The organism is Streptomyces sp. ITFR-16, assembly GCF_031844705.1.
GTDB lineage: Bacteria > Actinomycetota > Actinomycetes > Streptomycetales > Streptomycetaceae > Streptomyces.
Genome location: NZ_CP134609.1, coordinates 6,313,482 through 6,335,494, shown reverse-complemented (window position 1 = coordinate 6,335,494; position 22,013 = coordinate 6,313,482). Strand labels below are relative to the sequence as shown.

At 74.0% G+C, this 22,013-nt stretch carries 16 protein-coding genes, 1 pseudogene and 1 riboswitch; of the genes and pseudogenes, 14 read left to right on the top strand and 3 right to left on the bottom strand.

Annotated elements, in window-relative coordinates:
- Positions 1-156 precede the first annotated feature (156 nt).
- Both RLT58_RS28060 and RLT58_RS28055 read right to left on the bottom strand, forming a co-directional pair.
- The gene (locus RLT58_RS28060) at positions 157-1,284 is read right to left on the bottom strand and encodes an alpha/beta hydrolase (RefSeq protein WP_311313151.1); all 1,128 of its coding nucleotides are present in this window, start codon (positions 1,282-1,284) and stop codon (positions 157-159) included.
- 66 nt (positions 1,285-1,350) lie between these two features.
- Complete coding sequence (locus RLT58_RS28055) at positions 1,351-2,010, bottom strand: class II aldolase/adducin family protein (protein WP_311313150.1); 660 nt, start codon at positions 2,008-2,010, stop codon at positions 1,351-1,353.
- Positions 2,011-2,245: 235 nt separating this feature from the next.
- Between RLT58_RS28055 and RLT58_RS28050 the strand changes: the two genes are divergently transcribed.
- From RLT58_RS28050 to cobI, 9 genes are all read left to right on the top strand, one after another.
- On the top strand, positions 2,246-3,505 hold the full coding sequence (locus tag RLT58_RS28050) for an inorganic phosphate transporter (RefSeq protein ID WP_311313149.1): 1,260 nt from the start codon (positions 2,246-2,248) through the stop codon (positions 3,503-3,505).
- 13 nt (positions 3,506-3,518) lie between these two features.
- A complete protein-coding gene (locus RLT58_RS28045; RefSeq protein ID WP_311313148.1) occupies positions 3,519-3,752 on the top strand; it encodes a hypothetical protein in 234 nt (77 codons plus the stop codon).
- Between the two features lie 160 nt (positions 3,753-3,912).
- Positions 3,913-4,045, top strand: a riboswitch (cobalamin riboswitch).
- A 144-nt stretch (positions 4,046-4,189) separates the two neighbouring features.
- Positions 4,190-5,182 (top strand): cobalamin biosynthesis protein, encoded by a 993-nt coding sequence (locus tag RLT58_RS28040; protein ID WP_311313147.1) that lies wholly within the window; start codon positions 4,190-4,192, stop codon positions 5,180-5,182.
- The gene (locus tag RLT58_RS28035; RefSeq protein WP_311313146.1) at positions 5,179-6,720 is read left to right on the top strand and encodes a cobyric acid synthase; all 1,542 of its coding nucleotides are present in this window, start codon (positions 5,179-5,181) and stop codon (positions 6,718-6,720) included. The genes RLT58_RS28040 and RLT58_RS28035 overlap by 4 nt, the downstream gene beginning before the upstream one ends.
- 20 nt (positions 6,721-6,740) lie before the next feature.
- Positions 6,741-10,391 (top strand): cobaltochelatase subunit CobN, encoded by a 3,651-nt coding sequence (cobN, locus tag RLT58_RS28030; protein WP_311314675.1) that lies wholly within the window; start codon positions 6,741-6,743, stop codon positions 10,389-10,391.
- Between the two features lie 136 nt (positions 10,392-10,527).
- Complete coding sequence (locus tag RLT58_RS28025; RefSeq protein ID WP_311313145.1) at positions 10,528-12,555, top strand: putative cobaltochelatase; 2,028 nt, start codon at positions 10,528-10,530, stop codon at positions 12,553-12,555.
- Entirely contained in the window at positions 12,555-13,154 is a 600-nt protein-coding gene (gene cobO, locus RLT58_RS28020; protein ID WP_311313144.1) for a cob(I)yrinic acid a,c-diamide adenosyltransferase, read from the top strand. Before RLT58_RS28025 ends, cobO begins: the two co-directional genes overlap by 1 nt.
- Positions 13,148-14,524 (top strand): cobyrinic acid a,c-diamide synthase CobB, encoded by a 1,377-nt coding sequence (locus RLT58_RS28015; RefSeq protein ID WP_311313143.1) that lies wholly within the window; start codon positions 13,148-13,150, stop codon positions 14,522-14,524. Before cobO ends, RLT58_RS28015 begins: the two co-directional genes overlap by 7 nt.
- Complete coding sequence (gene cobI, locus RLT58_RS28010; RefSeq protein ID WP_311313142.1) at positions 14,521-15,249, top strand: precorrin-2 C(20)-methyltransferase; 729 nt, start codon at positions 14,521-14,523, stop codon at positions 15,247-15,249. The genes RLT58_RS28015 and cobI overlap by 4 nt, the downstream gene beginning before the upstream one ends.
- 5 nt (positions 15,250-15,254) lie before the next feature.
- Here the strand turns inward: cobI and RLT58_RS28005 are convergent, their stop codons facing one another.
- Complete coding sequence (locus tag RLT58_RS28005) at positions 15,255-15,977, bottom strand: ZIP family metal transporter (protein ID WP_311313141.1); 723 nt, start codon at positions 15,975-15,977, stop codon at positions 15,255-15,257.
- Between the two features lie 84 nt (positions 15,978-16,061).
- Between RLT58_RS28005 and cobM the strand changes: the two genes are divergently transcribed.
- The 5 genes and pseudogenes from cobM to cobC all read left to right on the top strand — a co-directional run.
- On the top strand, positions 16,062-16,892 hold the full coding sequence (cobM, locus tag RLT58_RS28000; RefSeq protein ID WP_311313140.1) for a precorrin-4 C(11)-methyltransferase: 831 nt from the start codon (positions 16,062-16,064) through the stop codon (positions 16,890-16,892).
- Positions 16,889-18,151 carry a precorrin-6y C5,15-methyltransferase (decarboxylating) subunit CbiE gene (gene cbiE / locus RLT58_RS27995; protein ID WP_311313139.1) on the top strand — a complete coding sequence of 421 codons (1,263 nt, stop codon included), beginning with the start codon at positions 16,889-16,891 and terminating at the stop codon, positions 18,149-18,151. Before cobM ends, cbiE begins: the two co-directional genes overlap by 4 nt.
- Positions 18,148-19,872, top strand: a complete 1,725-nt coding sequence (gene cobJ / locus RLT58_RS27990) for a precorrin-3B C(17)-methyltransferase (protein ID WP_311313138.1) — start codon at positions 18,148-18,150, stop codon at positions 19,870-19,872. The genes cbiE and cobJ overlap by 4 nt, the downstream gene beginning before the upstream one ends.
- A gap of 50 nt (positions 19,873-19,922) precedes the next feature.
- Positions 19,923-20,840 carry a sirohydrochlorin chelatase gene (locus RLT58_RS27985; protein ID WP_311313137.1) on the top strand — a complete coding sequence of 306 codons (918 nt, stop codon included), beginning with the start codon at positions 19,923-19,925 and terminating at the stop codon, positions 20,838-20,840.
- Positions 20,809-21,918 (top strand): annotated as a pseudogene (gene cobC / locus RLT58_RS27980) (Rv2231c family pyridoxal phosphate-dependent protein CobC); the annotation flags it as partial. The gene RLT58_RS27985 and the pseudogene cobC, both read left to right, overlap by 32 nt.
- Positions 21,919-22,013: the final 95 nt, after the last annotated feature.

Here is a 22,013-nt window from a genome sequence, read left to right as displayed (position 1 = left end):
GGGCGGACAAGTCGCAGCCTGGAGTCGCGCGGGGTACGGGACGTCACGGGAGCAGTCTTGCCTCTGACGGCCCGAAAGCCCAAACGGAACGCGGATCACCGGGGCCCGGGGCTGACCGCACCGGCCGGGACCAATCGGCCGAAGCGGCGCATCGGCTCACATCAGGGGCGTCAGGAAGCGGCGCAGTGTCTCTTCGTAGTGGACCGGGTCGGCATTCCACATCGCCGCATGCGGAGCGTGGGGTACGGCGTGCAGGGAGACCAGGTCGGGTCGGCGGGCTGCCAGCCGGCGGGAGGCGAGCCAGGGGGCCAGGGTGTCGTCGGGGCCGTGGAAGATCAGGGTCGGCACATGGAGGGTCGCGGGCAGCGAGGTGTCCAGGAGCCGGGCGCCGCGCAGCCCGGTCTGCCCCTGGACGGCGCGCACGGCGAGCGGCAGCAGGGCCGAGGGAACGCCCCGGGCGGCGGCCAGGGCCCGCAGGGTGGTGGCCCAGTCCAGGACCGGGGAGTCGAGGACGAGGCCGGAGATCCGGTCCCGCAGCGCGGAGTTGGCGCAGGCGTGCAGGGCCATGGAGGCGCCGGTGGACCAGCCGTGCAGGACGACCTTCTCGGCGCCGTAGCGCACGGCGAAGCGGATGGCGGCGTCCAGGTCGCGCCATTCGGACTCGCCGAGGTGGCTGAGCCCGTCCGGATTGCGCGGGGCCCCGGCGTCGCCCCGGTAGGCGAGGTCGAGCACGGGCAGCTGCTGTCCGTGCAGGAAGCCCGTCACGTTGAGGGGGTGCTCGCGGGTGGTGCCGAGGCCGTGCACCGTGATCACCCAGGTGTCGCGGGGGCCGGGCACGAACCAGGCGGGCAGTCCGCCGAGTTCGCCGGGGATCTCCACCTCGCGGAAGTCGAGGCCGAGGGCTGTGCCGGGGTCGCCGCTGTACAGGGCGGGGGTGAGCCGGACCTTGGCGCCGGGCACCAGGGTGCCCCGGCCGACGCGTTCCAGCCGGCGCACGACGGTGTCGGGGGCCTGGTGGGCCTGGTCGATCACGGGGCCGGCGACGGCGTGGACGCCCTCGCCGGTCAGCCCGTAGGTGCCGGGGCGCAGGGACGTGAAGGACCGGGTCAGGGTGACCTGTCCGGCCGCCGTCGCGTGCACGGTGAGTTCGCGGTCTGCGGGCAGCGGTCGGCCGGACGGCGTCTTGAGGGCGACGTCGCCGGCGTACCGGCCGGCCGCGACCGCTGCCGCACCGGCGCCGAGGAGGGAGGTGACGGCCGCTGCCGTCGCTGTTGCCGGGCGCACCGCTTCAGTCTCCTGGGCCGGACCGCACCCTGCCAGTGGGCGGGGGCCGTCCGGTGGCCGGGGGCCTCAGCCCGGCTGTCCGTACCCCTTCAGTGCCTCCTGGACCTCGGCCAGCTGGTCCGGTGTCAGCAGGGCGGGAGTGCGGCCGGGCACGGAGCCGGCGGCGAGCCAGACGCGGCAGAGCCATTCGAGCTGGGCGGTGCGGTCGTAGGCCTCGTCGGGGGTGGCGCCGAAGGTGACCGTGCCGTGGTTGGCGAGCAGGCAGCCGGTGCGGTCGCGCAGGGCGGTGAGCATGTTCGCGGCCAGTTCACCGGTGCCGTAGCGGGCGTAGGCGGCGACGCGGACGGGGCCGCCGAGCAGCGCGGCGGCGTAGTGCACCGAGGGGACCTCGGTGACCAGGGTGGAGACGGCCGTGGCGTGCACCGCGTGGGTGTGCACGACGGCGGCGGCGCCGGTGTTCCGGTAGACCGCGAGATGGAGCGGGAGTTCGCTGGTGGGGGCCAGCTCGCCGATGACCCGGTTGCCGTCCAGGTCGACGCCGACGGCGTCCTCGGGGCGGAGCCGGTCGTAGGGCACTCCGCTCGGGGTGACCAGCACCGTTTCGCCGACCCGGACCGAGACGTTGCCCGAGGTCCCGACGACGAGCCCCTCGGACGCCGTCCTGCGGGCCGTGGTGACGACCGCGTCCCAGGCCAGTTCGATCGAATCCCGCCATCCGTCGCTCATACGAAGATCCTTTCACCGGATGAGCGGCCCGTCACCGCCCCTCCCCCACGGGCCGCGCCGGCCCCGGATTCGGGGCCCACACTGCCCTGTGCCCTCCACCCGTGATCACACGGTGACGGAACAGGGCGGCGGCACTCCGGTTGGGGTCACCACAACGCCCTGCTCAGTTCATCTTCCGTTCACTCAGGTTGCCTACGGTCCACGTGCCACTGACGTCGAACGATTGCCTGGGTAAATGGAACACATCACGCTGCTGCTCGCGATTGTGATCGTGACAGCTCTAGTGTTCGATTTCACGAACGGTTTCCACGACACCGCCAACGCGATGGCCACCACCATCTCGACCGGCGCACTCAAACCCAAGACAGCGGTCGCCATGTCCGCCGTTCTCAACCTCGTCGGCGCGTTCCTGTCGGTGGAGGTCGCCAAGACGATCTCCGGCGGGATCATCAACGAGGACGGCCTCAGAACCGAGGTCATCTTCGCCGCGCTCGTCGGCGCGATCCTGTGGAACCTCCTGACCTGGCTGGTCGGCCTCCCGTCCAGTTCCTCCCACGCACTGTTCGGCGGCCTGATCGGCGCCGCGGTGATGTCCGCCGGCTGGTCGTCGGTCGACGGCGGCACCGTCGTCACCAAGGTGCTGCTCCCCGCCGTCGCCGCCCCGGTCGTCGCCGGTCTCGCCGCGCTGCTGGCCACCCGGCTCACGTACCGGATCGGCGGGAAAGTCACGGGCGGCGCCCAGGAGAAGGCGACCGCCAAGGGCTACCGTGCCGGGCAGATCGCCTCGGCCGGCCTGGTCTCCCTCGCCCACGGCACCAACGACGCGCAGAAGACCATGGGCATCATCACGCTCGCCCTGGTCACCGGCGGTGTCCTCGCCCCCGGCTCCAACCCGCCGGTCTGGGTCATCGTCTGCGCCGGCCTCGCCATCGCACTCGGCACCTACCTCGGCGGCTGGCGCATCATCCGCACCATGGGCAGCGGCCTGACCGAGCTGAAGCCGCCGCAGGGCTTCGCCGCCCAGACCAGCGCGGCGACCGTCATCCTGGCCTCCTCGCACCTCGGCTTCTCCCTCTCCACCACCCAGTCCTGCTCCGGCGCCGTGATGGGCGCGGGCCTCGGACGCAAGGGGGGCGTGGTCCGCTGGTCCACCGCCACCCGGATGTTCGTCGCCTGGGGCCTGACCCTGCCGGCCGCCGGACTGGTCGGCGCGGGAGCCGAGTTCCTCACCAAGCAGGGCACCTGGGGCGTCGTGGTCGTCGCGGCGCTGCTGATCGCGGGCTCCGGCGCGATCTGGGTGCTCTCCCGCCGCAAGCCGGTCGGCCACGGGGACGTCGCACCGGACGCGGAACCCGCGGGCGTCGTCACCACCGCCATCGCGGCCGTCAGCCCGCCGCCCACCGCGGCGGCCCAGGCGCAGGCCCACGACCTCACGGCCACCATCCCGGCCCCCGCCGCCCCTGTGACCGACCCGGCCCGACCGGCCACGGTGTAAGGACGAAGGACACATGCACATCGACTGGGCAGCCCTCGGCACCGTCTTCGGCGTCTCTCTCGTCGCCACCGTCGGCCTGGTGGGCCTCTTCACCCTCGGCATCGTCGGACTCTCCAAGCAGCCCGGACCCGCCACGGAGGGCGGACAGCCGGGCGGGTCGCTCCTGATGGCCCGCGCGGGCGCGTACGTCTGCTTCGGGCTGTGCGCCGCGGCGGTCGCGTACGGCATCTATCTGATCGTCGCCTGAGGCCCGCCGGCCTCTCCCCGCTCCTCCCCGTCGGGCCGGACACACCGCGTGTGTGTCCGGCCCGATGTGTGTCTACGCACACTGCGCCGTCGCAGGTCAACGGCAGGTTGACGGGTGTTCGCGGAGCGTGGTGGACTGCCGGAGCCATTACGGCGACAGCAGAGGAAGCCGGTGCGAATCCGGCGCGGTCCCGCCACTGTCACCGGGGAGCAGTCCCCCACCACCGGAAGTCACGGTTCGCGCGAGCGGACTGGAAGACCGGGGGAACTGCGGATCCGGAAGCCAGGAGACTCTCGTCGCCGGTCACGTCGAACCAGGGCGCGGACCCTGAGTGAGGACATATCGCCATGCCCGGCCGCCGTGCGTCCGTCCCTGTGCCCTTCCCGCCAGCAGTTGCCCGTACGAAGGTCCTCCGAGGCGCGACGGCCGGCTGAACCGTGCGTGCCGATCGCATTTTCGCGTACGGCGCCACGGCCGGTCTGATCGGCGATCTGCTGCTCGGTGACCCCCGCAGGGGGCACCCGGTCGCCGCCTTCGGGCGGGCCGCGGCGGGCGTCGAACGCCGGCTGTGGCGCGACCACCGCGGGTGGGGCGCGCTGCACACCCTGCTCTGCGCCGGAGGCGCCGCCGGGGGCGCCGCGCTGGCCGCCCGCGCCCTGCGGCGCCACCCCGCCGCCTCCGTCGCGCTGACCGCCGCCGCCACCTGGTCCGTCGTCGGCGGTACGTCCCTGGGGCGCGAGGCCCGCGCCATCGGCGGCGCGCTCGCCGCCGGGGACGTCGAACTCGCCCGGGAGCGGCTGCCGCACCTGTGCGGCCGCGACCCGCAGTCCCTGGACGGGCCACAGATCGCCCGCGCCGTCGTGGAGTCCGTCGCCGAGAACACCTCGGACGCCGTGGTCGGCGCCCTGGTCTGGGGCGCGCTCGGCGGCGTCCCCGGGCTCGTCGGCTTCCGCGCCGTCAACACGCTCGACGCGATGGTCGGCCACCGGTCGCCCCGCCATCTGCGCTACGGCTGGGCCTCGGCCCGCCTCGACGACCTCGCGGGCTGGCCGGGCGCCCGGCTGACGGCCCTGCTCGCCGTGGCCGCCGGGGGACGGCCACGGGAGGCGGTCCGGGCCTGGCGGGCCGACGCGGCCAAGCACCCCAGCCCCAACGCGGGCCCGGTGGAAGCCTCGTTCGCCGGCGCGCTCGGCGTACGCCTGGGCGGGACTCTCGCCTACGGCGGCCGGGTCGAGCACCGCCCCGTCCTCAACGGCGGGACGGGCCGGGCGGTGGAGACCGCCGACATCGAACGGGCCGTACGCCTCTCGCGCCGGGTCGGCGCGCTCGCCCTCGGCGTCAGCGTGGCGGCCCGCCTCGGTGCGGGACTCGCCGCCCGCCGCCTCACCCGTACCCCAGATGCACAGGTCCCAGGACGGAGAGCGGTATGAGCGGTGGGCTGCTGGTGGCCGGCACCACATCGGACGCGGGCAAGAGCGTCGTCACGGCGGGCATCTGCCGCTGGCTGGTGCGCCGGGGCGTGAAGGTCGCGCCCTTCAAGGCGCAGAACATGTCGCTGAACTCCTTCGTCACCCGCGAGGGCGCCGAGATCGGCCGCGCCCAGGCCATGCAGGCCCAGGCCGCCCGGGTGGAGCCGACCGCCCTGATGAACCCGGTGCTCCTCAAGCCCGGCGGCGACCGCTCCAGCCAGGTCGTCCTGATGGGGCGCGCGGTCGGCGAGATGAGCGCCCGCGGCTACCACGGCGGGCGGCAGGAACAGCTTCTTTCCACCGTCGTGGACTGCCTGGAGCAGCTTCGGGGCACGTATGACGCGGTGATCTGCGAGGGGGCGGGCAGTCCGGCCGAGATCAATCTCCGGCGCACGGACATCGTGAACATGGGCATCGCACGGGCGGCACGCTTCCCGGTGGTGGTCGTCGGCGACATCGACCGGGGCGGGGTCTTCGCCTCGTTCTTCGGCACGACGGCGCTGCTGTCGGCCGAGGACCAGTCGCTGGTGGCCGGCTATCTGGTCAACAAGTTCCGGGGCGACGTCTCGCTGCTGGAGCCCGGCCTCGACATGCTGCTCGGCCTCACCGGACGGCCGACGTACGGCGTACTGCCGTTCGCCCACGGCCTCGGGATCGACGAGGAGGACGGGCTGCGGGTCTCGCTGCGCGGCGCCGTACGGGAGTCGGTCGTCGCCCCGCCGCACGGCGAGGACGTCCTGCGCGTCGCCGTGTGCGCCGTGCCGCTGATGTCCAACTTCACCGACGTGGACGCGCTCGCCGCCGAACCCGGCGTCGTCGTGCGGTTCGTGGACCGCGCCGAGGAGCTGACCGACGCCGACCTCGTCGTCGTGCCCGGCACCCGGGGCACCGTGAAGGCGCTGGCCTGGCTGCGCGAGCGCGGACTCGCCGACGCCCTGCTGCGGCGCGCCGCCGAGGGCCGCCCGGTCCTCGGGATCTGCGGCGGCTACCAGATCCTCGGCGAACACATCGAGGACGAGGTGGAGTCGCGCGCCGGGCGGGTCGACGGGCTCGGACTGCTGCCCGTGCGCGTCCGGTTCGACCGCGAGAAGACCCTCGCCCGGCCGGTCGGCGAGGCGCTCGGCGCCCCGGTCGAGGGGTACGAGATCCACCACGGCGTCGCCGACGTGCGCGGCGGCGAACCCTTCCTCACCGACGGACAGGGCGGCCGCCTCGACGGCTGCCGGTCCGGTTCCGTGTGGGGCACCCACTGGCACGGCTCGCTGGAGAGCGACGCGTTCCGCCGCCGCTTCCTGGCCGAGATCGCGCGGGCCGCCGGCCGGCGCTTCGTCCCCGCCCCCGACACCTGCTTCGCCCAGCTGCGCGAGGAACAGCTCGACCGGCTCGGCGACCTCATCGAAGAACACGCGGACACCGATGCGCTGTGGCGACTCATCGAGTCGGGCGCACCGGCAGGACTTCCCTTCATCGCCCCCGGAGCACCTGGAGCACCCGCATGAACGCCCCGTCGAACGCCCCGCTGAGCACCGTGCTGCTGTTGTCGACGGCCGACACGGACCTGCTGGCCGCCCGCGCCTCGGGCGCGCCCTTCCGGATCGGCAACCCGACCCGTATCGACGTGACCGGGGAACTGCCCGAGCTGATCGAGGGCTCCTCCGTCGCCGTCGTCCGTCTGCTGGGCGGCAAGCGCGCCTGGGAGGACGGGCTGGCCGCGCTCAAGGCGGCCGGCATCCCGACCGTGCTGCTCGGCGGCGAGGCCGTGCCGGACGCGGAGCTGATGGCCGAGTCGTCCGTACCCGCCGGTGTCGTCGCCGAGGCCCTGCGCTATCTGGTGGAGGGCGGCCCCGGCAACCTGGTCGAGCTGTCCCGCTTCCTGTCCGACACCGTCCTGCTGACCGGGCACGGCTTCGCCGAGCCGCAGAAGATGCCCGAGTGGGGCCCGCACGGCGACCGGCCGTTCGTCGAGGGCCGCCCCACCGTGGGCGTGCTCTTCTACCGGGCGCACCACCTCTCGGGCAACACCTCGTTCGTCGACGTGCTGTGCGACGCCGTCGAGGCGCGCGGCGCCAACGCCCTGCCCGTGTACTGCGGTTCGCTGCGCGGGGCGGACGCCGGTCTGTACGAGCTCATCGGCCGGGCCGACGCCCTGGTCGCCACGGTGCTCGCGGCCGGCGGCACCCGGGCGTCGGACGCCTCCGCCGGGGGCGACGACGAGGCCTGGGACATCGGCGCGCTCGCCGATCTGAACGTGCCGGTGCTCCAGGGGCTCTGCCTCACCTCCTCGCGCGCCGCCTGGGAGGCGTCGGACGCCGCGCTGACCCCGATGGACGCGGCGATGCAGGTGGCCATCCCGGAGTTCGACGGCCGGCTCGTCACCGTCCCGTTCTCCTTCAAGGAGCAGGGCCCCGACGAGGTGCCGGTGTACCGCGCCGACCCCGAGCGGGCCGCCCGCGTCGCCGGGATCGCCGTGCGCCACGCCGTCCTGAAGCACAAGACCAACGCCGAGAAGAAGCTCGCCCTGGTCTTCACCGCCTATCCCACCAAGCACTCCCGCGTCGGCAACGCGGTCGGCCTGGACACGCCCGCATCCGCCGTCCGCGTCCTGGACGCCCTGCGCGACGCCGGTTACGGGGTCGAGGGGCACCCGGACAACGGTGACGAGCTCATCCACCGCCTCATCAACGCCGGTGGCCACGACGTGGAGTGGCTGACCGAGGAGCAGCTCGCGGCGGCTCCGGCGCGGGTGCCGCTGGCGGACTACCGGGAGTGGTTCGCGCAGCTGGAACCCTCGCTGCGCGACTCGATGCTGGAGCACTGGGGCGAGCCGCCGGGCTCGCTGTACGTGGACGGCGACGACATCGTCCTGGCCTCCCTGCAGTTCGGGAACGTCGTCGTGCTGATCCAGCCGCCGCGCGGCTTCGGCGAGAACCCGATCGCGATCTACCACGACCCGGACATGCCGCCCTCCCACCACTATCTGGCCACCTACCGCTGGCTGGAGAACACGTTCGGCGCGGACGCCGTCGTCCACATGGGCAAGCACGGCACGATGGAGTGGCTGCCCGGCAAGGGCCTCGGCCTGTCCGCCGGCTGCGGCCCGGACGCGGTGCTCGGCGAACTCCCGCTGATCTACCCGTTCATCGTCAACGACCCGGGCGAGGGCACCCAGGCCAAGCGCCGGGGCCACGCCACGGTGGTGGACCACCTGGTGCCGCCGATGGCACGCGCCGACACCTACGGCGACCTGGCCAAGCTGGAGCAGCTGCTCGACGAGTACGCGCTCGTCAGCGACCTGGACCCGACGAAGGCGCCCTCGGTGCGGGCGCAGATCTGGACCCTGGTCAAGGCCGCCGAGCTGCACCACGACCTCCATGTGGACGAGCAGCCGGGCGACGACGACTTCGACTCGTTCGTGATGCACATCGACGGCTACCTCTGCGAGATCAAGGACGTCCAGATCCGCGACGGGCTGCACATCCTGGGCGGCGGCCCGGTCGACGAGGCCCGGGTCAACCTGGTCCTCGCGGTGCTGCGCGCCTCGCAGGTGTGGGGCGGCACGGCCAACGCGCTGCCCGGTCTGCGGGCGGCGATCGCCGAGCACTTCGGGCTCAGCGAGAAGGAGCTGCTGGGCGAGCCGGGTGCGGCCGTGAAGGTGCCGGACGGGCTGACCGCGCTGGTGGACGGGCCGGCACGGACGGGCGCGGACGCGATCGACCTGCTGGAGCAGCTGTGCCGCCGGCTCGCGGAGGGCATGGAGGCGCGCGGCTGGGACGTGACCGCCGCGGCGGGCCTGGTCCGGGAGGTGCTGGGGGCCGAACTCCCGGACGCCGTCGCCGTCCTGGGCTTCGCCTGCGAGGAGGTCGTGCCCCGGCTGGCCCGCACGACGGACGAGATCGACCACATCCTCAAGGCGCTGGACGGCGGCTTCGTCCCGGCGGGTCCCTCGGGTTCGCCGACGCGCGGACTGGTCAACGTGCTGCCGACGGGCCGCAACTTCTACTCCGTCGACCCGAAGGCGATTCCGTCCCGGCTGTCGTGGGAGGTCGGCCAGTCGCTCGCGGACTCGCTGATCGCCCGGTATCTCGCGGACACCGGCGCCTATCCGAAGTCGGTCGGCCTGACCGTGTGGGGCACCTCCGCCATGCGCACCCAGGGCGACGACATCGCGGAGATCCTGGCGCTGCTGGGCTGCCGCCCGGTGTGGGACGACGCCTCGCGCCGGGTGACGGGCTTCGAGGTGGTGCCGGTGAGCGAGCTGGGCCGGCCGCGCATCGATGTGACGGTCCGCATCTCCGGCTTCTTCCGGGACGCGTTCCCCCACGTGGTGGGGCTGATCGACGACGCGGTGCGGGCGGTGGCGGAGCTGGACGAGCCGGCCGACGCCAACTACGTACGGGCGCACGCCGACGAGGACACCGCCGAGCACGGCGACCGCCGCCGCGCCACGGCCCGTATCTTCGGCTCGAAGCCGGGGGCGTACGGGGCGGGGCTGCTGCCCCTGATCGACGCGCGCAACTGGCGCTCGGACGCGGATCTGGCCGAGGTGTACGCGGTCTGGGGCGGTTACGCGTACGGGCGCGGGCTCGAGGGGCGGGCGGCGCGCGGGGACATGGAGACGGCGTTCCGGCGGATCGCGGTGGCGGCGAAGAACGTCGATACGCGGGAGCACGACTTGGTCGATGCCGACGACTACTTCCAGTACCACGGTGGCATGGTGGCCATGGTGCGCCATCTGACGGGCGAGTCGCCCGAGGCGTACGTGGGGGATTCGGCGACGCCGGACCAGGTGAAGACGCGGACGCTGGGCGAGGAGACGCACCGGGTGTTCCGGGCGCGGGTCGTCAATCCCCGGTGGATGGCGGCCATGCGGCGGCACGGGTACAAGGGCGCCTTCGAGATGGCGGCGACCGTGGACTACCTGTTCGGGTACGACGCGACGGCGGGGGTGGTCGATGACTGGATGTACGAGAAGTTGTCGGCGGAGTACGTGTTCGACGAGACCAACCGGGACTTCATGAAGAAGTCCAATCCCTGGGCGCTGCGCGGGATTTCGGAACGGTTGCTGGAGGCGGCCGAACGGGGGCTCTGGGCGGAGCCGGATGCGGAGACGCTGGAGCGGCTGCGGGCCACGTATCTGGAGCTCGAAGGGGAATTGGAGGGGGAGGAGTGAGGCCGGTGCGCGCGGTGTGCGGGGCGCCTGCTGCGGGCCTGTCCCCTGGCCGCCCCTTCCCGAACCGGGGCTCCGCCCCGGACCCCGCTCCTCAATCGCCGGAGGGGCTGGAATGTGCCCTCGTCAAGGAGGTCTTGTGAGTACGCCTTATCCCTTCACCGCCATCGTCGGTCAGGACGACCTCCGGCTCGGGCTGCTGCTCAACGCGGTGAGTCCCGCCGTCGGCGGCGTCCTCGTGCGCGGCGAGAAGGGGACCGCCAAGTCCACCGCCGTGCGCGCGCTCGCCGCGCTGATGCCGGAGGTGTCCGTCGTCCCGGGGTGCCGGTTCTCCTGCGCCCCGGACACGCCCGATCCGGCGTGTCCCGATGGGCCCCACGAGGCCGGATCCGGCGTGTCGCGGGCCGCGCGGACCGTGGAGCTTCCCGTCGGGGCGTCCGAGGACCGGCTCGTCGGGGCACTCGACATCGAGCGGGCGCTCGCCGAGGGCGTGAAGGCCTTCGAGCCGGGGCTGCTCGCTGACGCGCATCGCGGGATCCTGTACGTGGACGAGGTCAACCTTCTCCACGACCATCTGGTCGACCTGCTGCTGGATGCCGCCGCCATGGGTGCCTCGTACGTGGAGCGCGAGGGCGTCTCCGTACGGCATGCCGCCCGCTTCCTGCTCGTCGGGACCATGAATCCCGAGGAGGGCGAGCTGCGGCCTCAGCTGCTCGACCGGTTCGGGCTGACCGTCGAGGTCGCCGCCTCGCGGGAGACCGATCTGCGGGTCGAGGTGGTGCGGCGGCGGCTCGCGTACGACGACGATCCGGCCGGGTTCGCCGCGCAGTGGGCCGACGAGGAGAACGCGTTGCGGGCGCGGATCGTGGCCGCGCGGGCGCTGCTGCCTCACGTACGGCTCGGCGATGGTGCGTTGCGGCAGATCGCGGCCACCTGTGCGGCCTTCGAGGTCGACGGGATGCGGGCCGACATCGTGATGGCCCGGACCGCCACCGCGCTGGCCGCCTGGGCGGGGCGTACCGATGTCCTGGCGGAGGATGTCCGGCAGGCGGCCCTGCTCGCGCTCCCCCATCGGCGCCGGCGCAATCCCTTCGACGCGCCGGGGCTCGACGAGGACAAGCTCGACGACACGCTGGAGCAGAACAGCGGCGAGGACGACGATCCGGACCCGGACGGGCCCGGTGGCGGTGGCCGGCCGCCGGAGGGCGACGGGCCCGACACGCCGCCGCAGGGCGAGGGCGGGGACGACGACACGCCCGCGCAGTCCGTCCCCGAGCAGGGCACGGAGAAGGAGCAGGAGCCCGTGCAGGGGCAGTCCTCGCGCGGTGGCGAGCAGCAGCCCGTACGGGCCGGTGAGCCGTTCCGTACGAAGATGCTCAGCGTGCCGGGTCTGGGCGAGGGCGCGGCGGGGCGGCGCTCCCGGGCGCGTACCGAGCACGGGCGGACGACCGGGGCCCGGCGGCCGCAGGGCGCGCTGACCAAGCTGCATCTGGCCGCGACCGTGCAGGCCGCCGCCCCGCATCAGCGGGCGCGGGGGCGGTCCGGGCGGGGCCTGGTGGTGCGGCGGGACGATCTGCGGCAAGCGGTACGAGAAGGTCACGAATCCAATCTCGTGCTGTTCGTCGTGGACGCGTCCGGTTCGATGGCCGCCCGGCAGCGGATGACCGCCGTGAAGGGTGCGGTGCTGTCCCTGCTGCTGGACGCCTATCAGCGGCGGGACAAGGTCGGGCTGATCACCTTCCGGGGCAAGGACGCCGAGGTGGTGCTGCCGCCGACGTCGTCCGTGGACGCGGCGGCCGGGCGGCTGGAGATGCTGCCGACCGGGGGGCGTACCCCGGTGGCCGCCGGACTGCTGAAGGCGCATGACGTGCTGCGGGTGGAGCGGATGCGTGACCCCTCGCGGCGGCCGTTGCTGGTCGTGGTGACGGACGGGCGGGCGACCGGTGGGCCCGAGCCCGTGGCGCTGGCCGCGCGGGCGGCCCGGCTGCACGAGGCCGAGGGCACCGCGTCCGTGGTCGTGGACTGCGAGTCGGGGCCGGTGCGGCTCGGGCTCGCGGCGAGTCTCGCGGGCGAGCTGGGCGGCACCGCCGTCACGCTCGACGAGCTGCGGGCCGACTCGATCGCCGGGCTGGTCAAGGACGTTCAGGGCAGCAGGAGGGCCGCGTAATGCCGCAGGGACAGCCGGTCAGTGTGCCGGACGACGGGCTCACCACCCGGCAGCGGCGCAACCGGCCGCTGCTGGTGGTGCACACCGGCATCGGCAAGGGGAAGTCGACGGCCGCCTTCGGGCTCGCGCTGCGCGCCTGGAATCAGGGCTGGCCGATCGGGGTCTTCCAGTTCGTGAAGTCCGCGAAGTGGAAGGTCGGCGAGGAGAACGCGCTCAAGGTGCTCGGCGCCAGCGGCGAGGGCGGGTCCGTCGCCTGGCACAAGATGGGCGAGGGCTGGTCCTGGGTCCAGCGCGATCAGCAGCTGGACAACGAGGCGGCGGCCCGCGAGGGCTGGGAGCAGGTCAAGCGCGATCTGGCGGCGCAGACGTACCGGCTGTACGTGCTGGACGAGTTCGCCTACCCGATGCACTGGGGGTGGGTCGACACCGATGAGGTCGTCGAGGTGCTGCGCGGGCGGCCCGGCAGCCAGCATGTGGTGATCACCGGGCGCAACGCTCCCGCCGCGCTGGTGGAGGCGGCGGACCTGGTGACGGACATGTCGAAGGTCAAGCACCCGATGGACGCCGGGCAGAAGGGGCAGAGGGGCATCGAGTGGTGAACGTTCCCCGCCTGGTCGTCGCCGCGCCGTCCTCCGGCAGCGGCAAGACCACCGTCGCGACGGGCCTGATGGCCGCCTTCGCCGGGCGGGGGCTCGCCGTGTCCGGGCACAAGGTCGGGCCCGACTACATCGATCCGGGCTACCACGCCCTGGCCACGGGCCGTCCGGGGCGCAATCTCGACGCGTACATGTGCGGGCCGGAGCTGATGGCCCCGCTGTTCGCGCACGGCGCGCGGGGATGCGACCTGGCGGTCGTCGAGGGTGTGATGGGGCTGTACGACGGGGCGGCGGGGCAGGGGGAGCTGGCCTCCACTGCGCAGGTCGCGAAGTTGCTGCGGGCGCCGGTGGTGCTGGTGGTCGACGCGTCCTCGCAGTCGCGGTCGGTGGCGGCGCTGGTGCACGGTTTCGCGTCGTGGGACACGCAGGTGCGGATCGGCGGGGTGATCCTGAACAAGGTCGGCTCCGACCGGCACGAGGCGCTGCTGCGGGAGGCCCTGGAGGAGTCCGGGGTGCCGGTGCTGGGGGTGTTGCGGCGGGCCGAGCAGGTGGCGGTGCCGTCGCGGCATCTGGGGCTGGTACCGGTGGCCGAGCGGCGGGAGGACGCGGTGGCCGCTGTCGCGGCGATGGGGGCGCGGGTGCGGGCGGGGTGCGATCTGGAGGCGCTGACGGCGCTGGCTCGGTCGGCGCCGCCGGTGCCGGGTGAGGTGTGGGATCCGGCGGAGGCGGTGGGGGACGTGGTTCCTCGGACGCCGCAGGGGCCGGAGCGCGGGGGGCCGGTCGTTGCCGTTGCCGCCGGGGCCGCGTTCACCTTCTCCTACGCCGAGCACAGTGAGCTGCTCGCCGCCGCCGGGGCCACCGTCGTGCCGTTCGATCCGTTGCGGGACGAGGATCTGCCCGAGGGGACGCTGGGGCTGGTCGTCGGGGGTGGGTTTCCCGAGGTGTACGCGCCCGAGCTGTCGGCCAACGAGCCGTTGCGCAAGGCCGTCGCGGAGCTGGTCGCGGCGGGGGCGCCGGTGGCCGCCGAGTGTGCGGGGCTGCTGTATCTGGCGCGGTCGCTGGACGGGCTGCCGATGTGCGGGGTGCTGGACGCCGAGGCGCGGATGTCGCAGCGGCTGACGCTCGGTTACCGGGACGCCGTCGCGGTGTCCGACAGCGTGCTGGCGGTGGCCGGGACGCGGATGCGGGGGCACGAATTCCACCGCACCGTGCTGGAGCCGGGGGCGGGCGAGGCGCCGGCCTGGGGCCTGCACCAGCCCGAGCGGCGGCTCGAGGGGTTCGTGCAGCGGGGTGTGCACGCGAGTTATCTGCATACGCAGTGGGCTTCGGCGCCCGGTACGGCCCGCCGATTCGTGGAGAGGTGCGAGGGATGAACACGCTGGTCGGAGTAGGGGTCGGGCCCGGTGACCCGGAGCTGGTGACGGTCAAGGGCGTCAACGCGCTGCGCGAGGCCGCCGTCGTCGTGGTGCCCGTGATGGACACCGGTGAGCGGGGACGCGCCGAGGCGACCGTGCTGCACTACGTGGGGGCCGAGAAGGTGGTCCGGGTGGTGTTCGCGCTCAACGAGCGGACGGACCGGGCGCGTCGGGAGGCGGCGTGGGACGCGGCGGGGGCGCGGGTCGCCGAGTTGCTGCGTACGCATGGTTCGGTGGCGTTCGCGACGATCGGCGACCCCAATGTGTACTCGACGTTCACCTATCTCGCGCACACCATCGGGGAACTGCTGCCCGGCACCGGGGTGGCGACCGTGCCGGGGATCACGGCCATGCAGGATCTCGCCGCGCGCAGCGGTGCGGTGCTGACCGAGGGAACCGAGCCGCTGACGCTGGTGCCGGTGACCGCCGGGGCGGCCGTGCTGAAGGAGGCGCTGGAGGGTCCCGGGACGGTCGTCGCGTACAAGTTCGGGCGGCTGGCCGAGGAGGTCGCCGTGGCGTTGCGCGAGACGGGGCGGACCGAGGACGCGGTGTGGGGTTCGGCACTCGGGCTGCCCGAGGAGTCGATCCGGCCGGCGGCGGAGCTGGCGGATGGCCCGTTGCCGTATCTCTCCACGCTCATCGCACCCGCGCCGCGCGACGGCGGGCGGGGCGGCAAGCTGTGAGGCGGTCACTGCGCGAGGCCCACCACCAGCCAGATGAAGCCCACTCCGGCGACCGTGCACAGCAGGGTGGAGCGGGCCGGGTGGTCGTGGTGTGCCTCGGGCAGGATCTCGGCAGCGGCGAGGTAGAGCAGCGCGCCGCCGAAGAAGCCGAGATAGCAGCCGAGAAGTTCCTCCGGAAGGGTGAACAGCAGCGTCGTCGCCGCGCCGACGACGGGCGCCGCCGCGTCCGCGTACAGCATCGTCAGGGCCTTGCGGCGGGCGTTCCCGTACAGGCTGGTGATCGTGTACGTGTTGAAGCCGTCGGCGAAGTCGTGGGTGATGACGGCGAGGGCGACGGCCGCTCCCATGCCGCCGCCGACCTGGAAGGCGGCACCGAGCGCCACGCCGTCCATCAGGCTGTGGCCGACCATCGCGGCGGCCGCCGTCAGTCCGACCTGGGGGACGCGTTCCTCACCCGCGCCGTGTGCCGCCTGGCGTACCGCGAGCATCCGCTCGACGAGGTGGGCGACGAGGAAGCCGCCCACGAAGAGCAGCAGGGCCGCCGGTACGCCGAAGACGAGGCCGCCCGCGGCTTCGACCGCCTCCGGCAACAGGTCCAGGCCGACCACGCCGAGCATCAGTCCGCCGGCGAACCCCAGCACCAGGTGGCGGCGGTCGCTGACGCGCTGGGCGACCCAGCCGCCGGCCAGGGTCATCAGGAACGCGCCGAGCGCGACGAACACCGCCATGGGCTCTTGCTAGCCGATTGACCCCGGGGTGCGCATCCCCGTATGTCACGTTTCACCTCTCATGTTGTCGAAAGGACCCGTCCCATGTCCGAAGCAGTCGCCGAGCCCACCCGTGGCGCCGTGACGTTCGTCGGTGCCGGCCCCGGTGCCGCCGATCTGCTGACCTTCCGGGCGGCGCGGGCCATCGCGGACGCCGATGTCGTCATCTGGGCGGCCAGCCTGGTGCAGGCGGAGGTCCTCGACCACGCCCGGGAGGGTGCCGAGATCCTCGACTCGGCGCAGATGTCCCTCGAAGAGGTGGTCGCGGTCTACCGGCGCGCGGCGGACGAGGGGCTGCGGGTGGCCCGTATCCACTCCGGCGATCCGGCCCTGTGGGGCGGCACGCAGGAGCAGGTGGACCGGTGTGCCGAGCTGGGGGTCGCCGTCGAGATCGTGCCGGGGGTGTCGTCGTTCTCGGCGGTCGCGGCCATCGCGCAGCGGGAGCTGACGATCCCGGAGGTGGCGCAGTCGGTGATCCTGACCCGGCTCGGCGGCGGCAAGACGCCGATGCCGCCGGGCGAGGAGGTGCGGGAGTTCGCCCGGCACGGCACGACGATGGCGCTGTTCCTGTCGGCGGCCCGGTCGGGTCAGCTGACGCAGGAGCTGCTGGAGGGCGGCTACCCGACCTCGACGCCGGTGGTGATCGCCTATCAGGCGACCTGGCCGGAGGAGCTGATCCTGCACTGCACGATCGGGACGCTGGAGGAGACGGTCAAGGAGCACAGGCTCTGGAAGCACACGCTCTTCCTGGTCGGCCCGGCCCTGTCGGCGTCGGGGACGCGTTCGCACCTGTACCACCCGGGGCACTTCCACGGGTACCGCAAGGCCGACAAGGCGGCCCGGGCCGCGTTGCGCGCCCAGCGGTCCGGCTCGTGATCCGGGTCTTCGGTACGGGGACGGGGGCGCCGCTCTCCCCCGAGGCCGTCCACTCTCTGGCCGGGGCCACGCTGGTGGTCGGTGCGCGGCGCCATCTGGACGGTGCCGCGCCGCCCCCGGGCGCCGCGCGGATCGTGCTGGGTCCGCTGGCCCCGGCGCTGGACCGGATCGCGAAGCACCGGGCCGAGGCCGGGGACGGGGCGCGGGTGGTGGTGCTGGCGTCGGGCGATCCGGGGTTCTTCGGGATCGTACGGGCGCTGGCCGAGCGGTTCGGTCCCGCGGCGCTCGATGTGCGGCCGGGGGCGCCGTCGGTGGCGGTGGCGTTCGCCCGGCTGGGACTGCCGTGGGACGACGCGGTCGTCGTCAGCGCGCACGGGCGTGACCCGAGGACCGCGGTGAACGTGTGCTTCGCGCACCCCAAGGTCGCGGTGCTGACGGGGCCGGGCGCGGGGCCCGCCGAGCTGGCGGCCGGGCTGCTCTACCGGAGCGGGGAGCGGACCCTGGTCGTCGCGACGGCGCTCGGGGATCCGGAGCACGAGCGCGTCGAGCGGCTGACGCTGCGGGAGGCGGCGGACCGGGAGTGGCCGGATCCGGTGAGCGTGGTGCTGTGCCTGGACGAGTCGCGGGCGCTCTCGCCGGTGCGGACGGTGGCGGGTCCGGCCGCCGGTCCGGCCGGCTGGGCGCTGGACGAGGCGGAGTTCGCGCACCGCGACTCGATGATCACCAAGTTCGAGGTGCGGGCGCTGGCGCTGGCCAGGCTGGGCCCGCGCACGGGCGACCTGGTGTGGGACATCGGTGCCGGTTCGGGGTCGGTGGCGGTGGAGTGCGCGCGGCTCGGCGCGGCTGCCGTCGCCGTCGAGAAGACGGCGGACGGCGTCGAGCGGATCCGGGCGAACGCCGCGGCCCACGGGGTGCATGTGCGGGCGGTGCACGGCGCCGCGCCGACGGTGCTCTCCGATCTGGCCGACCCCGACGCGGTGTTCATCGGGGGCGGCGGGCGTGAGCTGCCCGCCATAGTGACCGCGTGCGCCCGGCGGGCGCGGCGTGCCGTGGTGGTCGCGGTGGCCGCCCTGGACCGGGTGCCGCAGGTGCGTGCGGCGCTGGCGGCGGCCGGGTTCGCGCCCGAGGGTGTGCTGCTGCAGTCCTCGCGGCTGGCGCCGCTGCCCGGTGAGGTGACCCGGCTCGCCGCGGCCAATCCGGTCTTTCTGCTGTGGGGCGTCCGCTCCCCGGCTGGTGCAAGTGAAGGAGCAGTCCAGTGATCGGCCTCATCTCCGCCACGGCGGCGGGCGCCGCCGCCCGCGACCGGCTGGCCGCGGCCTGGCCCGGCCGTGCCGCGGTCTACGAAGGACCGGTGGGCGAGGCGGTGCGGCGGGCGTTCGCCGAGTGCGAGCAGCTGGTGTGCTTCCTGGCGACGGGGGCCGTGGTGCGGCTGGTCGCCCCGCTGCTGGCGGACAAGGCGACGGACCCGGGTGTGGTCTGTGTCGACGAGGCGGGCCGCCACGCGGTCGCGCTGCTCGGCGGCCACGCGGGCGGGGCCAACGCCCTCGCGGTGGAGGTCGGTGAGGTGCTGGGCGCCTCGCCTGTCGTGACGACGGCGACGGACGCGGTGGGCGCCGCGGGGCTCGACATGCTGGGGCTGCCCGTGGAGGGCGATGTCGCCGGGGTGTCGCGGGCGATGCTCGACGGGGCGCCGGTGGCGCTGCGGGCGGACGCGGTGTGGCCGCTGCCGGCGCTGCCGGCGAACGTGGCCGCCGGGACCGCCGGGACCGCCGTCCTGCATCTCACCGACCGGCTGGTGGAGACCGGGGCGCGGGAAGCCGTACTGCGGCCCGCCTCGCTGGCCGTCGGGGTCGGCGCGTCGAAGGGCGCGCCCGAGGACGAGGTGCTGGGGCTGGTCCGGGAGACGCTGGCGGAGGCGGGGCTCTCGCCGTCGAGCGTCGCGGAGCTGGTGACCGTCGACGCGAAGGCCGGGGAGCCCGGGATCGTGGCGGCGGCCGCCCGGCTGGGGGTGCCGCTGCGGACGTATCCGGCCGATGAGCTGGCCCGGATCGAGGTGCCGCACCCCTCCGACGCGCCGCTCGCCGCTGTCGGCACGCCCTCGGTGGCGGAGGCCGCCGCGCTCGCCGGCGGCGGTGAACTCCTCGTGCCGAAGCGGAAGTCGCGGCCCGAGGGGCGGGCGGCGATGGCCACCTGCGCGGTGGTGCGCCGGGCCCCGCGCGGGCGGCTCGCCGTCGTCGGGCTCGGGCCGGGCGCCCGGGACCTGCTGACGCCGCGCGCCCGCGAGGAGCTGCGCCGGGCGTCGGTGCTGGTCGGGCTCGATCAGTACGTGGACCAGATCAGGGACCTGCTGCGGCCCGGCACCACGGTGCTGGAGTCCGGGCTCGGCGCCGAGGAGGAGCGGGCCCGTACCGCGGTCGCCGAGGCGCGCAAGGGGCACGCGGTGGCGCTGATCGGCAGCGGGGACGCGGGGGTGTACGCGATGGCGTCGCCCGCGCTGGCCGAGGCGGGCGCCGACATCGACGTGGTGGGTGTGCCGGGGGTGACGGCCGCGCTGGCGGCGGCCGCGATCCTGGGCGCGCCGCTGGGCCACGACCATGTGTCGATCAGCCTCTCGGACCTGCACACGCCGTGGGAGGTCATCGAGCGCCGGGTGCGGGCGGCGGCCGAGGCGGACATCATCGTGACCTTCTACAACCCGCGCAGCCGGGGCCGTGACTGGCAGCTCCCGAAGGCGCTGTCGATCCTGGCCGCGCACCGTGACCCGGCGACCCCGGTCGGGGTCGTCCGCAATGCCTCGCGGCCTGACGAGTCCAGCCGGCTGACCTCGCTGGCCGCGCTGGACCCCGCGACCGTCGACATGATGACCGTCGTCACCGTCGGCAACACCGCAACCCGTGAGATCGCCGGCCGCATGGTCACCCCGCGCGGCTACCGCTGGCAGTCGGCCACGGCCGCGCCCGCCCGGGGGACGGCCCCGTGACCCGGCCCGTCGCCCCCTCCCCCACCCCCCGTGAACACCGAGGAGAACCCGTGAACACCCCGTCCGCCCAGCCCGCACTGCTCATCGCCGGCCACGGCACCCGGGACGAGGGCGGGGCCGCCGCCTTCCGGGAGTTCGTCGCCGAACTGGGCGCCCGCAACCCTCAGCTGCCGGTCGCTGGCGGCTTCATCGAGCTGTCGCCGCCGCCGCTCGGCGACGCAGTGACCGAGCTGGTCGAGCAGGGCGTCAGCCACTTCGCCGCCGTCCCGCTGATGCTGGTGTCGGCCGGGCACGCCAAGGGCGACATCCCGGCGGCGCTGACCCGGGAGAAGGAGCGCCACCCCGGGATCTCGTACACCTACGGGCGTCCGCTCGGTCCGCACCCGGCGCTGCTGCGGGTGCTGGAGCGCCGGGTCGACGAGGTGCTGGACGGCGCCGAGCGCTCCGAGGTGACGATCCTGCTGGTGGGGCGCGGTTCCACCGACCCGGACGCCAACGCCGAGGTGTACAAGGCGGCGCGGCTGTTCTGGGAGGGCCGGGGCTACGCGGGGGTGGAGACGGCGTTCGTCTCGCTGGCCGCCCCCGATGTGCCGTCCGGTCTGGACCGTTGCGTGAAACTGGGTGCGAGGCGCATAGTCGTCCTGCCGTACTTCCTCTTCACCGGCATCCTCCCGGACCGGGTGCGTCACCAGACCGACGAGTGGGCCGCCGCCCACCCGGAGCTGGACGTCCGGTCGGCCGAGGTGATCGGTGCCGCGGAGGAACTGCTCGATCTGGTCATGGAGCGCTACCGGGAGGCCGTCAAGGGCGATCTGCGGATGAACTGTGACTCCTGCGTGTACCGGATCGCGCTGCCGGGCTTCGAGGACAAGGTGGGACTGCCGCAGCAGCCGCACTTCCACCCTGACGACGACGGCCATCACCCCCACACACACCCCCACCATGGCGGTCATGCACACTCCCACTGAGAGCCCCGACGCCACCGGCGCGGGCGCGTTCGACCTGCGTCATCACGGTGACGCGGAGGTACGGGGACGGGACCGGGATCTGACCGATCTCGCCGTCAACGTACGGGCCGGGACCCCACCGGCCTGGCTGAAGGAGCGGATAGCCGCGTCCCTGGGCGCGCTCGCCGCGTATCCGGACGGCCGGCGGGCGCGTGCGGTCGTCGCCGCACGGCACGGACTGCCGCCGGAGCGGGTCCTGTTGACCGCGGGAGCGGCGGAGGCGTTCGTGCTGATCGCACGCGCGCTGCCGGCCCGGCGGCCGGTCGTGGTCCACCCCCAGTTCACCGAGCCGGAGGCGGCGCTGCGCGCGGCCGGGCACGAGGTCGGGCGGGTGCTGCTGCGGGCCGAGGAGGGCTTCCGGCTGGACCCGGCGGCCGTGCCGGAGGACGCGGATCTGGTGGTGGTCGGCAATCCGACCAACCCGACGTCCGTGCTGCATCCGGCGGCCGTCCTGGAGCAACTGGCGCGCCCGGGACGGACGCTGGTCGTCGACGAGGCGTTCATGGACGCGGTGCCCGGCGAGTGCCAGGCGCTGTGCGGGCGTACGGATGTGCCGGGGCTCGTCGTCCTGCGCAGCCTCACCAAGACCTGGGGGCTCGCCGGGCTGCGGATCGGTTACCTGGCGGCAGCCCCGGAGACCGTCCGCACGCTGGAGGAGGCGCAGCCGCTGTGGCCTGTGTCGTCCCCGGCGCTGGCGGCGGCCGAGGCGTGCATGGAGCCGAAGGCGCTGGCCGAGGCGTCGGCGGCGGCGGACCGGATCGCGGTGGACCGGGCCCATCTGGTCGCGGGGCTGCGGGAGTTCACCGAGATACGGGTGGTGGAGCCGGCCGAGGGACCGTTTGTGCTGGTCCGGCTCGACGGGGCTGCGGAGGTCCGGGAGCGGCTGCGGCGGCTGGGCTTCGCGGTCCGGCGCGGCGACACGTTTCCGGGGCTCGGTCCCGGGTGGCTGCGGCTGGCCGTGCGCGACCGTCCGACGACCAACCGCTTTCTGCAGGCGCTCGATCTGGCGCTCCAGGCGCTGAGCGTGGTCGGGCGGTAGCCGACTGCACGGAGGGAGCGGTGCTCCGCGTACGGAACACCGCTCCCCCGCCCCTCCTTGTCCCCCGCTCTCCCCTGTTCCCCCGTTCCCCCCTG

Coding starts and splice junctions, on each gene's coding strand:
- RLT58_RS28055 (WP_311313150.1), bottom strand. CDS start 2,010: ATGAGCGACGGATGGCGGGATTCGATCGAACTGGCCTGGGACGCGGTC.
- RLT58_RS28050 (WP_311313149.1), top strand. CDS start 2,246: ATGGAACACATCACGCTGCTGCTCGCGATTGTGATCGTGACAGCTCTA.
- RLT58_RS28045 (WP_311313148.1), top strand. CDS start 3,519: ATGCACATCGACTGGGCAGCCCTCGGCACCGTCTTCGGCGTCTCTCTC.
- RLT58_RS28035 (WP_311313146.1), top strand. CDS start 5,179: ATGAGCGGTGGGCTGCTGGTGGCCGGCACCACATCGGACGCGGGCAAG.
- cobO (WP_311313144.1), top strand. CDS start 12,555: ATGCCGCAGGGACAGCCGGTCAGTGTGCCGGACGACGGGCTCACCACC.
- cobI (WP_311313142.1), top strand. CDS start 14,521: ATGAACACGCTGGTCGGAGTAGGGGTCGGGCCCGGTGACCCGGAGCTG.
- RLT58_RS28005 (WP_311313141.1), bottom strand. CDS start 15,977: ATGGCGGTGTTCGTCGCGCTCGGCGCGTTCCTGATGACCCTGGCCGGC.
- cobM (WP_311313140.1), top strand. CDS start 16,062: ATGTCCGAAGCAGTCGCCGAGCCCACCCGTGGCGCCGTGACGTTCGTC.